The organism is Marinobacter alexandrii, from assembly GCA_039984955.1.
GTDB lineage: Bacteria > Bacteroidota > Bacteroidia > Cytophagales > Cyclobacteriaceae > Ekhidna.
Genome location: JBDWTN010000007.1, coordinates 91,142 through 107,113, shown reverse-complemented (window position 1 = coordinate 107,113; position 15,972 = coordinate 91,142). Strand labels below are relative to the sequence as shown.

10 protein-coding genes and 1 tRNA gene are annotated in these 15,972 nt (G+C 38.3%); 3 read left to right on the top strand and 8 right to left on the bottom strand.

Annotation, left to right across the window (positions count from 1 at the left end):
- Window positions 1-185 precede the first annotated feature (185 nt).
- The 8 genes from ABJQ32_06750 to ABJQ32_06715 form a co-directional block, all read right to left on the bottom strand.
- Window positions 186-3,131, bottom strand: a complete 2,946-nt coding sequence (locus tag ABJQ32_06750) for a tetratricopeptide repeat protein (GenBank protein ID MEP5289332.1) — start codon at window positions 3,129-3,131, stop codon at window positions 186-188.
- Between the two features lie 204 nt (window positions 3,132-3,335).
- The gene (locus tag ABJQ32_06745) at window positions 3,336-5,693 is read right to left on the bottom strand and encodes an ABC transporter permease (protein MEP5289331.1); all 2,358 of its coding nucleotides are present in this window, start codon (window positions 5,691-5,693) and stop codon (window positions 3,336-3,338) included.
- 90 nt (window positions 5,694-5,783) lie between these two features.
- Complete coding sequence (gene pth, locus ABJQ32_06740) at window positions 5,784-6,341, bottom strand: aminoacyl-tRNA hydrolase (protein MEP5289330.1); 558 nt, start codon at window positions 6,339-6,341, stop codon at window positions 5,784-5,786.
- A 60-nt stretch (window positions 6,342-6,401) separates the two neighbouring features.
- Window positions 6,402-7,049, bottom strand: a complete 648-nt coding sequence (locus ABJQ32_06735; protein MEP5289329.1) for a 50S ribosomal protein L25/general stress protein Ctc — start codon at window positions 7,047-7,049, stop codon at window positions 6,402-6,404.
- A gap of 30 nt (window positions 7,050-7,079) precedes the next feature.
- Window positions 7,080-8,009, bottom strand: coding sequence for a ribose-phosphate pyrophosphokinase (locus ABJQ32_06730; GenBank protein ID MEP5289328.1), 930 nt, complete (start codon window positions 8,007-8,009; stop codon window positions 7,080-7,082).
- Between the two features lie 124 nt (window positions 8,010-8,133).
- Window positions 8,134-8,206 (bottom strand) — tRNA-Gln (locus tag ABJQ32_06725).
- 85 nt (window positions 8,207-8,291) lie between these two features.
- Window positions 8,292-11,969, bottom strand: a complete 3,678-nt coding sequence (purL, locus tag ABJQ32_06720; GenBank protein MEP5289327.1) for a phosphoribosylformylglycinamidine synthase — start codon at window positions 11,967-11,969, stop codon at window positions 8,292-8,294.
- A 54-nt stretch (window positions 11,970-12,023) separates the two neighbouring features.
- Complete coding sequence (locus ABJQ32_06715; protein MEP5289326.1) at window positions 12,024-12,563, bottom strand: TlpA disulfide reductase family protein; 540 nt, start codon at window positions 12,561-12,563, stop codon at window positions 12,024-12,026.
- A gap of 258 nt (window positions 12,564-12,821) precedes the next feature.
- On the opposite strand from ABJQ32_06715, the gene ABJQ32_06710 reads away from it, so the two are divergent.
- From ABJQ32_06710 to ABJQ32_06700, 3 genes are read left to right on the top strand one after another with little or no spacing between them, the layout of a single operon-like run.
- Window positions 12,822-13,445, top strand: a complete 624-nt coding sequence (locus ABJQ32_06710; protein ID MEP5289325.1) for a TetR/AcrR family transcriptional regulator — start codon at window positions 12,822-12,824, stop codon at window positions 13,443-13,445.
- Between the two features lie 2 nt (window positions 13,446-13,447).
- Complete coding sequence (locus ABJQ32_06705; GenBank protein MEP5289324.1) at window positions 13,448-14,788, top strand: TolC family protein; 1,341 nt, start codon at window positions 13,448-13,450, stop codon at window positions 14,786-14,788.
- Between the two features lie 4 nt (window positions 14,789-14,792).
- Window positions 14,793-15,971 (top strand): efflux RND transporter periplasmic adaptor subunit, encoded by a 1,179-nt coding sequence (locus ABJQ32_06700; protein MEP5289323.1) that lies wholly within the window; start codon window positions 14,793-14,795, stop codon window positions 15,969-15,971.
- The last annotated feature ends 1 nt before the right edge of the window (window position 15,972 follow it).

Below are 15,972 nucleotides of genomic sequence, written 5' to 3'. Positions count from 1 at the left end.
TTATAGTGCGATTACCTAAAGCCATGTGAAATCGACTGCTTAGGTTGATAACATATGGAGCTTTATTAATAAGCCGAATTAGGTGATTGTTTAGTGTAACTGAGGGTCGAAAGTATGTAAGTATGTTGATGAGAGTGATCGGAGATTTCCCAAAAACATGCGCATATGTAACATCTAGCTTAAGACTACTTATTGGTGTATTTTGAAGGGCTTACTCCGAATTTTTCCTTAAAACATTGATTGAAATAGGAGAGGCTATTAAATCCAGATTGATAGGCAGCTTGTGCAACATTGATTCCTTCATTAGAGAGGAGCTGTGCAGCTCGTTGTAACCTTAATGTCCGTATGAATTCGCTTGAAGAGTAGTTGGTAGTCGCTTTGAGTTTTCGATGAAGTTGCATCCGACTCATACCTATTTCAAGTTGAAAGGCTTCTACATTGAACTCAACATTGGAAATGTTTTCTTCCACTATTTCAATGGCTTTTTTAATGAAGAGTTCTTCTGGAGGATCAATACTGATTTGGGAGGGTTGTACAGTAATTTTTGAACTAAACCGTTCCCTCAATTTCAGTCGTTGTTCAATGAGGTTATTCATCCTTACGGTTAGTTCTTCAGCATCAAATGGCTTGGTTAGGTAATCGTCTGCTCCAATATTTAGCCCTTCCAGTTTACTTTTCTTATCTGCCTTGGCTGTCAATAAGATGATAGGGATATGATTAGATCGCTCATCCGTTTTTATCTTTTCACACAATTCCATTCCATCTGTCTTGGGCATCATTAAGTCAGAAACGATGATGTCAGGAATAACCTCAAAAGCCTTTTTGATCCCCTCTTCTCCATCTTTAGAAATGTGGACTTCATACTCTTTTTGCAAAAGCGATCGTATATGAGTCCTAAGATCATCATTGTCTTCTACGACGAGTGCGATTGGTAGGTCTTCTTTTGGTTGGTTCAGTTCGTTGAAGTTCTCGGTAGGTATATGCAGTGTATCTGAATCATTGGTAACTACTTCTGGGTTCAGAATTTTGTCTTTCGCATAAAATTTATCCTGAATAGGTAGAGAGACAGTGAATTCACTTTTTTCATCAATGGTACGGTTGAATATAATTTTTCCATGATGTAACTCAACCAATTCTTCCGTCAGGGCTAACCCAACACCTGTTCCAAGATGATTTAGGTCATCTTGTTCTAATTGGTAAAAGCGATCAAATAATCGATGTTGTTGCTCTTTTGGAATTCCAGGCCCTGTATCCTCGATGATGAGTTCAAAGCTATTTGATTTAACGGAGCTAGTGATTTGTATAGCTCCTCCTTCTGGAGTGAATTTAAAAGCGTTTGAGAGAAGATTAGTAATAATTTTTTGTAGTTTATCATGATCAAAATACATTCTAATGGACTCAGAACTTGTTTTGATTTTGAAATCAATTCCTTTTTGGTTCGCCAATGATTCAAAAGAAGATGCTGTGTTTCTTACTGATTGATTGATATCTCCATGGCTCACCGTTAAAGAAAGCTTCCCCGCATCAAGTTTAGACAGATCCAAAATCTGGTTGATTAATTCTAACAACCTCTTCGCATTATTCTTGATTAGATGTAATTCTTGCTGACTTTCTGCTGATCTTGCTTCCTTGAGCAGTTGATTTACTGGACTGATGATGAGTGTAAGAGGAGTTCTGAGTTCATGCGAAATGTTCGTGAATAAATTGGTTTTGAGCTTATCTAGTTCCTTTAGTTCCCTATTTGATTTGGCTTGAAGACGATACCTGTTTATAATGAGTAAAGTGAGGAGAATCATGAAGCATGCAATGCCAATTAGATAATTTCTCAAGCTGCTCTGTTTTTCAATTTTTAATTGAGCAATTTGATTCTCTGCATTTAACAAGTCAATCTCTTTTTCCTTTTGAACTGTTTCATATTTGGCCTCCATTTCAGCGATTTGATTAGACCTGGTTTCGTTGAAAATGCTGTCTTCTAGTATTTTGAATGCAACATGATACTCGAAGGCTTTTTCAAAGTTCCTTTGCTCTGCAAAAAGCTCACTCAATCGCATAGCAGCATCCTTACTGATTAACTCCACCCCAACTTCAGATGAAAGTTGTTGAGCTAATAGTAGGTATTGTTCAGCTTTTTGGTACTCCTTAATTTTCATATAGTTTGTACCGATGTTCACCAGTGTATAGCACTGACCTACCAGATCGCTGATCTCTTTTTGTATCTGTAGGCTTGGAAGTAGTTGTTCAATGGCTTGACCATAATCCTCTTGATCGGAGTAAACATTGGCAATGTTCGAATGGAGATAGGCGACCATGCTTCGGTCATTGATAAGTTCGAACTGTTGGATGGCGAGATTGTAATACCTTTTCGCTTCATCGTATTCATCCAAGCTCCTTTTGACCATTCCGAGCTTTTGATAACAATGGGCAATGATCAATTTTTCCTTGAGTGATTCTGCTACTTTGAGACACTCGAGATAATACTCAAGAGCTTTGTTCAGGTCACCAAAACGAAAATGAATTAGTCCGATATTCAGAGTGACCACCGCTTTAGCACGGTCAGTGTCAGGTAGAAGTGCCAGACACTTGTGGTAATAGTCTAGAGCCTTTTCAAATTGGTTTTGATCGGAATAAATGTTACCCAGGTGATTGTAACTGGTAGCAACAATAATTGAGTCTCCCATATTTAAGTCCGCCATTTCTATACATCTCAGTAGGGGAGGGATGGCCTCATCCCATTTGCTGACATTTCTAAGTGTCTTACCTATACCCAGCAATGCCTCCATGATGCCTTTCCTGTACTTCATACGTTCTGAAAGTGTCAATGCTTGTTCGAAAACATGCAAAGCACTGTCATAATTGCTTCTTGTGTCAAGAAACGAACCAATGACTAACTGACTTTCAACAACACCTCTCTTGAAATTCAAATTGGAAGCTAATTTGAGCGCCTCCCATGCATGGTTAGCTGCTTCTTCCGGTTCATCATATTTCAACTTTTCATAAAGAGCAATCAGGCTGAGAACTTGACTAGTATCTTTCCTTGAGCGATTCTTTTGGAAGAGGAGTGAATCTGAATGGGTTTGACTAGTAGCTATTACACTGAAGAATGAAGCAATGAAAAGTAGGACAATCTTCATGCGGGTTAGTCTTTTGAGAATACCGTACATTCATCAAATTCCTGCATTTACTAACCTTGGATCTCGGTTAGTTACTTTGCTCAGAATTTAATTATTTAAAGATAAATTTAGACTATCCTTAATTAAACTGATTTATACTCTTCACTATTTCAGTTAAATGAATGGATTTGTAACTACCTGAAGGAAGCATCATCTTTCAGGATGCTATTCATCTTTTAAGCACTTAGATGGATTGACGTTAGCTGCTCTTAGTGCTTGAGAGCTTACTGTTAGCCAGGCAATCATCAAAGAAACAATGGCTGTCCCAAGAAAAATCCAGATACTGAGATCAATTTTATAGGCGAAGTTTTCGAGCCATTTGTCCATGAAATAATAAGAGATAGGTACTGCTATGATTATGGAAACTCCTACCAATCGTGTGAAGTCTTTTGATAGCATCATCACAATGTTTCCTACAGATGCACCAAGGACTTTTCTGATGCCTATTTCTTTAAGTCTTCTTTCAGCCGTGAAAGTAGCTAGTCCAAACAAACCCAAGCATGAAATCAGAATAGCAAACCCAGCAAAGTAGGAGGAGAGTGTGCCAATTCGTCTCTCCGAACTGTAAAGCTCTTGGTAACTTTTATCCAGAAATTCATATTCAAAGATGAAGCCAGGACTAAATGATTCATACAGCGATTGTATATCAGCCATGGCTGTCATTTCCCTACCTGCTTCGAGTCTTACAGCAACATTCCAGGTACTTTCTAGTCTGAAGAATGCTGGATTAACTTCTTGATGAATGGATTGAAAGTGAAAATCTTTTAGTACACCAATGATCTCCAAATCATACTCGTCCCAAAGAAGTATGTTTTCTCCAATGGCTTCTTCAGGTGTAAACCCCATTACGCCGACAGCCGCTTCGTTTAATATAATTTTAGTGGTATCAGCACCAAATTTTGAATCAAACCACCTTCCAGTTACCAACTCCATTCCCATAGTTTGCTGAAACTCTTCGTCTACCCGTATGTTTTCAAATAAGATTCGCTCTTCCGGAGACTTTCCTGTCCATTCCAAGCCATGAGTATTGCTCATTTGACCAAGCATATTATGACTTACACCAGCTGCATGTGAAACACCAGGAATCTTTCTTAATTCTGTAAAAAAGGTCTCTCTTTTATCAGCTATGCCACCATCTTGACTGAAGAAGACTACATTGTCTTTATCATATCCCAAATTCTTGGTGAATGCGTATTCCGTTTGCTTATAAATAACAATAACTCCTACAATCAAAACTATTGTGATGGTGAATTGGAAGATAACTAGGCCTTTACGTGCCCAGATTTCGCCAGCAGAGCTTTTTATATCTCCCTTTAAAACTTTAACAGGATTAAAATGTGTGAGGTATAAAGCTGGGTAGCTACCCGCCATGATCCCTGTAACAAATACGGTGACGATTGAAAAAGTAACAAGCTGAGGTGTTAGTTCCAATGAAATTTGCTTGTCTGTGATAAAATTAAACTGTGGTAGCAATACCAAGACCAACATATAGGCTAGCGTCATTGAAAACAGAGTTATCAAAATGGACTCACCAATAAATTGTGTAATCAACGTTTTCCTGTCTGCACCTATTGCTTTCCGAACACCAACCTCATGAGCTCTCTTAGTAGCTCTAGCGGTGGAAAGGTTCATGAAATTGATACATGCAATAATCAAAATGAAAACCGCGATGATGGAAAATAGGCGAACATATTCTATGCGACCACCATCGGGAACTCCATTGGTATATTTTCCATATAGATACTGCTCTGAATATTTCTTCAGGAATAATTCTACGTTTTGAGTCTCCTCGTCCTTCAGTTTTATATAGCCTGCTATCTTTTCAGTGACAGCCTCAGCTTCTACTCCATCTTCTAAAATGATGAATGTATGAGGTCCATTATTTCCCCAATGTGTAACCCAATCATTATCATCTTTGTAATCCTCAAAAGGGACGACAAAATCAAAAATGTAAGATGATTTTTTGGAAATATTCTCAAATACACCTGAAACGATAAAGTCACGGTCATCTTCGTATCGAAGTGTTTTTCCAATGGCTTCATCTATCTCACCAAAAAACTTCATGGCTAAGTCTCGTGATATACAGATTGAATTTTTATCTTTTAGTACATCATCTGGATTACCAGCCAATAGTGGGTATGAAAAGATATTGAAATAGTCTTCACCAACGTGGTAACCATCTTCTTTGAAATACTTATCGTCGTTGTAGGATAGAAGCGACTTATTTATCCAGGTAGTGGTAGCGGCATATTTGATATCGGGGAAATCGATTTTGAGATTCTCAGCAAGAATACCTGGTGTCGAGTTCGTTGCGAATGTCTCATTGGAATATGCTTGAAATTCCATTACTCGATATAACCGATCATCTTTCTCATGGAATTTATTGACACTTACTTCATCCTGTACCCAGAGGTAAATAAAAAAGGCGCAAGTCAAACCAGTAGTGAGTCCAATCAGGTTTACAAATGATGATACTCTGTGTCTCAGGAAATTCCTTAGGGTGATGCGTAGGTAGTATTTCATGATAGTAGTTGGGTTTACTTACAAGGAGTTAATACAGCAACGAATAGTTGCATCTCCTGAAGATACTAACAAACTACTCTATGGTTACACTTAGTTGAATTGATTCATGGTACGCTCCATTCCAATGGTACAGAATGAATACACGGCCTCTATAGTCCTGTCTATGTTGAGTACCAATTCATCCATCTCTTTTTGAGAGAAGGGGCTAAGCACATAATCTACTTGACGTCCTTTGGCAAACTCATCACCAACACCAAATCTAAGTCTCGGATATTTTTGACCACCGTTGAGTTGCTCTATATTCTTAAGTCCATTGTGCCCTCCGGCTGATCCTTTTGGCTTCAAGCGAATTTTGCCATAAGGCAGTGCAAGATCATCTGTTATCACTAAAAGGTTTTCCAAAGGAATTTTATGCTCTTGAAGGTAATGATTGACCGCCTTACCACTTAGATTCATATATGTGGTTGGTTTTATAAGGTGCAATGTTCTTCCCTTGTATTTAATTTCAGATGTATAGGCAAGCTTATTCATTTCAAATTTCACACCTTCATTGTCAGCCATCCGATCTAATACGAGAAAGCCAATATTGTGACGCGTGAGTTCATATTCAGCGCCGATGTTTCCAAGTCCAACGATTAAGTATTTCATTTTTTGAGCAAAAAAAATCCCGACACGAAGGTCGGGATTAAAATCAAAGTTTTGAAATTTTTAAGATTCTGAAGCTCCCTCTGCTGCTGGTGCTTCTGCTCCCTCAGCTCCTTCTTCACCTTCACCTTCTTCTTCATCCTCCACATCTTTTCCTTTAAGTGCTCTAGGTACTTCGATACCTGCTAGCGTTACAAGTGGACTATTTAGAATTTCATATTCCCCAGTTGTTAGCTCTCCTACTTTGATAGACTTACCTAATCCTAATTCGGATACATCCACTGAAATAAATTCTGGCATGTTCTTAGGAAGAGCTTTGATTTGAAGATACTTGATCTTTCTAATCAGCTTACCTCCTTGAGAAATTCCTGGAGCGATTCCTTCTGGATGAACAGGAATGTCCATTTTAATAGGTGTTCCTCTGAATAATTGAAGGAAATCAGCATGCATGATGATTTCACTTACCGGATGGAACTGAACGTCTTGAATGATCGCCTCGAATGGCTCAGGTTCCCCTTCAATGGTTAGCATAGCGAAGTGCGCTTCGTCAGTGTATACAAGGTCTCTAAACAAGATCATCGGAGCGTAGAAGTGGATTTGTCTCTCACCGCCGTATACGACGCAAGGAACCATTCCTTCTTCTCTCAAACGCTTCGCTTCAGTCTTGCCGAGATTTGCTCTTTTATACCCTATAATCTCAACAGTTTTCATAATTTGAAATATTTATAAAAGTTAAATGAATTACTTAATGAATAATGAACTGATTGACTCATGATCGTGAATTTTTCTAATTGCTTTCGCAAAAAGATCAGCCACTGTCAATACTTTGATTTTAGAAGAACTTTCCTTTTGTGGAATTGTATCAGTAATGATCAATTCTTCCAATGCGGATTCTTCGATGTTTTTGTATGCATTGCCTGATAAGACACCATGCGTTGCAACTGCTCTCACAGAATTAGCTCCTTTTTCTTTTAGAAGTGTTCCAGCTTTACTGATTGTACCTGCAGTGTCGACCATGTCATCCACAAGAACAACATCTTTTCCTTCTACATCTCCAATAACTTGCATGGATGCAACCTCATTAGCTCTCTTCCTATGTTTATCGCAAATAACCATGTCCACTTCAAAGAGCTTGGCATAATTACGTGCTCTAGCCGTACCACCAACATCCGGAGAAGCAATGATCATGTTATCCAACTTTAAATTTTTTAGATAAGGCACAAAAATCGCGGAACCATTCAAGTGATCAACAGGAATGTCAAAAAAGCCTTGAATTTGACCGGCATGTAAATCGCAAGTCATGATACGGTCAGCGCCTGCTGAGGTCAATACATTTGCTGCAAGTTTTGCTGCAATGGAAACTCTCGGTTTATCTTTTCTATCCTGACGTGCATACCCAAAATAAGGAACGACAACAGTTACGTATTTTGCACTTGCTCTTCGAGCAGCATCAATCATCAATAGAAGCTCCCAGATATTATCAGCAGGTGGAACGGTTGATTGGATAAGGAAAACATCAGATCCTCGGACTGATTCGGTGAAATAAACACCCATTTCGCCATCACTAAAAGTTTGCTTTTCACTTTTTCCTAGCGGTTTCCCGTAATTATCAGCAATTGCATTTGCTAAGTCGGTAGTCGCTGATCCGGAAAATATCTTTACTGATGACATCCTTATTAAAATAAATCCCGCCAGTATTAGCGGGATTATAAAGTTGGTCTACTAGGGCTTCCCGAAATTCGCTATGCTCATTCGGGACAGGCTTCTCGCCTTATTACCGTTTGCAAACTTTAAGTTGGTCTACTAGGGCTCGAACCTAGACTCTTCTGTACCAAAAACAGACGTGTTGCCAGTTACACCATAGACCAATACCGAAATCTTTTATAAAGTGTGATAACCCACTTCCGTTTTAACGGATTGCAAAATTAGTGGATTCTCACAAAAATAAAAATGTTATAATCGATCTTTTACCCAATTAAATGCATTTGTAAAAGGCTCCATCCATGGAGAAACATCTGCACCTTCGATTCCTTGCTTGTACGACCAATTCCATGGAAAAAGCGATCTCTCTAAATGTGGCATGATTGCTAAGTGACGACCATCTTCGGAACAAAGGGCCGCAGCATTGAAGGAACTGCCGTTTGGATTGCCTGGAACCTCGGAATAGGAATATTTCACCGGGATTTTATATGATGATTGGTTAGAACTAAGTTGAAATTGACCTTCACCGTGCGCAAGCCAGATTCCTAATTTGCTGCCAATCATCGATTGTAACATAATGGAATTGTTGTCTTCAATGTCTACACCAATAAATCCGCATTCAAACTTACCGGAAATGTTATGTTCCATTTTCGGGTGATTCTCACCCATTTCGGGGTAGATCAATCCTAGTTCCATCATCAATTGACACCCGTTGCATACTCCCAGACTTAATGTGTCTTTTCTAGCATAAAAAGCATCTAAGGCTGATTTTGCCTTCTCATTGAATAGAAAAGATCCAGCCCATCCTTTTGCGGATCCCAATACATCTGAGTTTGAGAATCCTCCTACAAATACGATCATGTTGATCTCACTAAGGTCCTCACGTCCTGTAATGAGGTCTGTCATGTGTACATCTTTGACGTCAAAACCAGCCAACCAAAGCGCATAAGCCATCTCGCGATCACTGTTTACTCCTTGTTCACGGATAATAGCTGCCTTAACACCTGATTTCTTCTTTCGATTGAAATCAAGATTGTAAGAAGAAGCTTTTCCATCAAATCGTTTTGGAAGTGAATAGGAGAGAGGTTGACTAAATCTATTCTCGGTTCGAGCTTTTGATACGGATGTTTCTGTTTGCTTCAGGTCCAACAAAGCGGAAGTCTTGAACCAAGCTTTGCGAGCTTCTTCGATATCAAATGAATGTGCGAAACTTTCATTCTTCACCTCTACATTTCTACTATCCGTTATCGTTCCAATTTCTTTAAAACCGACTCCACTTTCGTTAAGGAGATCAATAGCTTTTTCACTAGACACTTGAATAAGCAATGCTGGCCTTTCCGAGAAAAGGACTTTGATCGTATCTGTTTCGTTTAATCCGCTCAGGTCGATATTTAAACCACCTTTCGTGTTTGCAAAATTCATTTCAAGCATCGCCGTGATTAAACCTCCAGCAGATACATCATGTCCTGCCAATATCAATCCTTCTTTCACCAATTCTTGTACAGCCTCAAACGCAGTAGCGACCACTTTTGAATGAGCTTCAGGTGTTTTTGTGCCAATCTTGGATTGAGTCTGCGAGAATGAAGATCCACCTAATGCAAAATCACCTCCAGAGAAATCAATATAAATGAGTGAAGATCCCGTTTCTTTATAATCAATAACTGGACTTACTGTCTGATTGATATCTGAAACCTCCGCAACGGAACTAATGATGACTGTGCCAGGTGCAAATACTTTTTCCCCATCAGGATACTTTTGAGTCATCGACATAGAGTCTTTTCCTGTTGGTACATTGATACCTAACTCACAAGCAAAATCACTAATGGCTTTTACGCCTTCATACAAACGTGCATTTTCTCCTTCGTTTTTTGCTGGCCACATCCAATTCGCACTTAGTGATACGCCTTTCAACCCATGGGTGAGTGGAGTCCATATAAGATTGGATAACGATTCGGTAATGGAGAGTCTGGAGCCAGCTGCCGGATTAATTAAACCTGGAACTGGCGAATGTCCTATTGAAGTAGCTATTCCTTTATTAGACTTAAAGTCCATAGCCATCACCGCCACATTATTCAAGGGTAGTTGTAATTCACCGCAAGTCTGTTGTGTAGCTACTCTACCTGTTACACAGCGATCTACTTTATTTGTTAACCAATCTTTGCAAGCCACAGCCTCTAATTGAAGAACAGCTTCTAGGTATTCTTCAATTTTACTTTCAGAGTAATTGATCTCCTCAAAACTGGAAGCTTGAGTTTTGTCTTCTAAGATAGTTTTAGGAGAAGATCCAAAAAGGTGGTGGAGTTTTAAATCAAATGGGGAAGCTTCTCCCTTATTTTTGAAAATCAATTCGTTGTTGGAACCAGCTTCTCCAACTTCATAGTATGGTGCTCTTTCACGCTCTGATACACGTTTCAAATAAGCTGCGTCTTGTTCCTTTATGACCAAGCCCATTCGCTCTTGAGATTCATTCCCGAGAACTTCTTTAGCTGAAAGAGTTTCATCGCCTACAGGTAGCTTGTCTAAATCAATAACGCCTCCCGTTTCTTCTACAAGTTCAGATAAACAATTTAGATGACCTCCAGCTCCATGATCATGGATAGATGTGATTGTATTATTCTCCAATTCTACCATCGCTCTGACGGCATTTGCAACACGCTTTTGCATTTCAGGGTTAGATCGCTGAACAGCATTCAATTCAAGTGACTGATTGAAAGCTCCAGTATCCACAGAAGAAACAGCACTACCTCCCATGCCAATGCGGTAATTATCGCCACCCATTACCACTATTTTTTCGCCAGCATTTACTTCCTTTTTCTGAGCATCTTTTTTCTTCGCATAACCTATTCCGCCAGCTTGCATGATTACCTTATCATAACCATATTTTTTACCTCCTTCTTCGTGCTCAAAAGTTAAAACACTTCCACAAATGAGTGGTTGACCAAACTTATTTCCATAGTCGCTTGCTCCATTGGACGCTTTGGTTAGAATCTCTCGTGGAGTTTGATAAAGCCATTTTCTAGCTGGTTTTTCCCACTGTTTATTTTCTTGTAATCTGGAATAAGAAGTCATGTAAACAGCCGTTCCTGCAAGAGGAATACTACCTTGACCACCAGCCATTCTATCTCTAATTTCACCCCCTGATCCAGTCGCTGCTCCATTGAAAGGCTCTACTGTCGTAGGGAAGTTGTGTGTCTCTGCTTTTAACGAGATTACAGATTCAAATTCATTGGTATCAAACCAGTCAGGTTTGTCTTGAGAATGAGGAGCAAATTGTTCAGCCTTAGGCCCTTGAATGAATGCTACATTGTCTTTGTATGCTGATACTAGATAATTGGGATTTTCCTTGGAAGTTTTCTTAATCCATTGAAATAGAGATAATTTCTGTTCTTCTCCGTCGATGATAAAGGTGCCATTGAAAATCTTATGTCTACAATGCTCAGAATTGATTTGCGAGAATCCAAAAACTTCAGAGTCTGTAAGAGGCCTTTCAATCTCTTTTGATACCTCCTCTAAATAATTAATTTCATCTTGACTGAGGGCAAGTCCTTCTTTTTCATTGTAGGAGTCAATATCATTGATATATTCGATAGGTTCTGCTTCTCGGTCAAGTGTAAATATAGACTGATCCAAACCTTCATATACTTGTTGCAACATGGGGTCGAATGCACCAGCTGAAGCTTCTGTTACATAGGTTTCAATCCTAGAAATGGTGCTAATTCCTGCATTGTGAGCAATGTCAGTTGCATTGGTACTCCATGGAGATATCATCTCTTTTCTTGGACCAATAAATTTCTCATTGATACTTTCTGCACTTACAGGTTTCGCTCCTGAAAATAGCCATTCAAGCTTGGTGATTTGATCTGATGAGAGTTGGATAGAGACGCCTACAGCGATAATAGCGTCTTCAGAGTTTTGAAAGAATTGAATCATTTAAAGGAACCTCGTTTTGAAGTCCGCAAAATTAACCTTTTTGTAAGCTTTGACTTACTTCGATTTCAACAATTTCCTAACTGATTTCCGTAAGCCTCCAACGGTCAATGGAGAGTAGCCTATGATAACTTTCTCTATGATACCCTGTTGGTTAACTACAAAGTGTGTGGGATAAGACCGTACGTTTAATTCTAAGCAGAAATCTTGGACGTCCGCAATGATTTGATAGTCGAAATCACGTCGGTCTAAAAATGTCTTTACAAGATCGGTACCATCAAAAGTAGGTGCTAGAAAGACAATATCTTCGGTTTTATACTTAGCTACCAAATCATTCATTTCGGGCATTTCCATAATACATGGCTTGCATCTGGAAAACCAGAAATTGATAAGTAAGATCTTACCCTTGAGTTCTTCCATTGTAAAAACTGTACCATCGATTGCAGTTAGTTTAAATGAGGGAAAGGGTTTTCCTTTCATTCGCTTCACTTCTTTTTTAGCTTCTTCAACTTGTTTGATTTGTTCCTTAGTTGGTTGTGCAATCAGGAAACCTGGAGAAAGGAATAAGATTAGAATTAGAATGATAAATCGATACATGTAATTTTTTTTGTAATCAATGAGTGACTTTTTTAAGTCAAAACCTTTTTCATAATTTTCTGAAATAGCCTGTCCGTATTATGCGCCTATTTGCGTCATTCTATCTAAGAGTCAGTAGTAGAACTGTTTTCTTGAAATTTTTTCTAAATAAGCTAAACAAAATTGATTCAATTTCCGTTGATTTGCACGGCGGAAACTTTTGGCATGCTTAAAGTTTCCAAAGTGTTATCTTTGTGAACGGAATGTTAAAGAATAAAATTGGAAGCGAAGGAAAAGATATTGCATAGTGCTCAGGAGCTGTTTATTCAATATGGAATAAGGAGTGTTACAATGGATGATGTGGCGAGATCAGCTTCAATGTCCAAAAAAACACTTTACCAATATTTTGATAACAAAGACGGGCTTGTCTCTGAAGTGGCTATGAAACATTTTGAGCAAGAGACTGAAGAGTTTACGCAAATTGAAGACGTTGCAAATGATGCTATCAATGAGATATTATTGGTTTCACAATGTTTAAGAAAGCATGTATTTCGGATGAACCCGTCATTGCTTTATGATATGCAAAAGTATCATGGAAAGGCATGGGATAACTACTTACAGTTTAAGCACTCTACAATTAGGGGGCATATACAGCGAAATATAGAAAGAGGACAGAGAGAGGGATATTTTCGAAATGAGATTGATGCCAAAGTTTTATCAATCTTTAGAGTAGAAGGTGTTCAGATGGTATTTAACCCTAAAGTATTTTCAAGAGAAGAATTTGAATTTGCCGCGGTGCAACTTCAGATCCTTGACCATTTCATACATGGTCTCCTGACTGAAAAAGGAAAAATAAAGTATGATGAATACATGAAAACAGAATCTTCAAATCACACACTCTAACCATGAGAGGATCACTTATACTACTATTAACTATCAGTACTTCAATAGGAGTGCTTGCCCAGGAAAGGCTAAGCCTTTCGCTGGATGATTGCATCAGCTATGCATTGGAAAATAACGAGCAGCTAGAGATAAAGCGTCTCGATAAAGAAATTGCAGAAGCTGAAGTTAGGAAAACGATTTCTGAGGGTTTACCCCAAGCAAACGTTAACGGCGGACTCAACTACAATTATGAAATTCAAAAGAGTCTTATTGATGTAAGCAATTTTTCTGATGCTCCTCCAGGAACTGAACAAGAAGTTGCTTTTGGTCAGGCTTATGACGGGAATGTGGCTTTAAGTGTTAAACAGCTTCTTTTTAATGGATCCTATTTTGTTGGATTACAAGCTGCTAAAACCTATAGAGAGTTGTCAACGAAAGAGCATCAAAAAACTCAATTAGATATCGTTGAAGCAGTAAGTAAAGCATATTACAATGCGCTTATTGCTGAAGAGCAACTTAAGTTATTGGAATCTAATTTGTCAAGATTAGACACACTCTTAAATGAGACGTCTCAAATGTATGAAGCAGGATTTGCGGAAAAAGTTGACGTGGATAGAATAAGGGTTAATTACAACAATCTTAAAGTTGAAATGAGTAGATCTAAACAGTTGAAAGATCTAAGCAGAAAGCTTTTAAAATTTCAAATGGGTATGGATTTAAATCAACCTATTGAAATTTCAGAACAATTAGAGAACGTTCAAATTGATGAACAAGTACTTGTTCAAGCTGATTTTGACTATAATCAGCGAATAGAATTTTCTCAATTGCAAACAAATGAGAGTCTAGCTTATCTGGATTTAAAGAACAATAGGGCTCAATACCTTCCTAGACTATATGCCTCTTTTAACTATGGTTGGAATACGGCAACTTCCGATAGGAGTAGATTATTCAATTCAGAAAGGTGGTTGGACTTTGGAACGATAGGCTTAACTGCCACTATTCCAGTTTTTGATGGGTTTTTGAAAAGTAACAGGATTCAGCAAAATCGTTTACAGATTAAGCAGATTGAAAGTCAAAAAAGATTTTTGACAAAGAGCATTGATCTCGAAATAGAGCAATCTCAAATCAATCTTTCCGCGCAGCTTGAAACATTAGAAGTACAAGAACAGAATTTGGTTCTTGCTCAGGATGTGTACGATATATCAAAAATTAAATATCAAGAAGGAGTAGGTTCAAACTTAGAGGTGATAAATGCTGATACTTCTTTAAAAGAAGCTCAGACGAATTATCTCAACTCGCTTTATCAAGCAGTAACCACTCAAATAGAACTTAAAAAAGCACTTGGAACTCTTTATAATAACTAAGATCATGCGTAAGATAAATCACATACTAACCTTATTCATTACACTTTCAATAGTTGCTGGGTGTGGTGACAAAGAAACTTCTGTAGACGATATCCTTGCTGAAGGAAACATGGAAACAATTCGGGCAAAGAAGGGTGAGTTGGTAGAACAATACAAATCGTTGGAAAAAGACATAGCTCAATTGGACAAAGCGATTGCGGTTAATACAGAAAATTCAAACCTTCCTTTAGTTACTGTTTTTCAGGCTAAGATGGAAGAGTTTAACCACTACGTTGAACTTCAAGGAGATGTCACTACCAAGCAAAACGTACTTGTTTATCCTGAAGTAGCAGGAACATTGGTTAATGTTCATGTGAATGAAGGAAATAGGGTGAAAAAGGGACAATTGCTAGGAACGATTGATAACGGTGGAATGGGAAGTCAGCTCATTCAAATGAAAACGCAACTTACATTGGCTAAAACGACATTTGAAAGGCAAGAGCGTCTATGGAATCAAAAAATTGGATCAGAGATTCAATACCTACAATCAAAGGCGAACTATGAAGCGCAGAAAAGTGCAGTAGATCAAATGGAGAGCCAGTTAGATAAGTTTAAAATTCGTGCGCCATTCAATGGCATTGTCGATGATATTATCAAAGACCAAGGAACGGTAGTTTCTCCCGGACCAGGATCAGAGATTTTTAGGATTGTAAACCTCTCCAATATGTATATTGAAGTTTTGGTACCTGAAGCATATATTGCTAGTATAGTACCTGGAAAAGAGGCTAAAGTTTTCTTTCCAATCCTCAATACCACAGTAAGCTCAAAAGTGAAAGAAACGGGCAACTACATCAACCCGAACAATCGCTCTTTTAGTGTGAAAGTACCTGTGTCGAATAGAGATGGTAGCATTAAGCCAAACTTAACAGCGAAAGTTAAGATCAATGATTATTATCAAGAAAATGCCATTTTGATTCCTCAAAGTGTTGTCTCTGAGAATGCAGAAGGAGAACAGTATGCCTACGTTGTTTTAGATATAAAAGGTGATAAAACGGCTGTTGCAAAGCGTAAAATTATTAAAACAGGACAAACTCAAGATGGATTGGTGGAAGTTTTGGATGGTATTTCAAATGGCGAGAATATTATTCTAGAAGGCGCACGAAGTGTGAAAGATGGTCAGGATGTTAAGATTTTAAAGAAGTAAA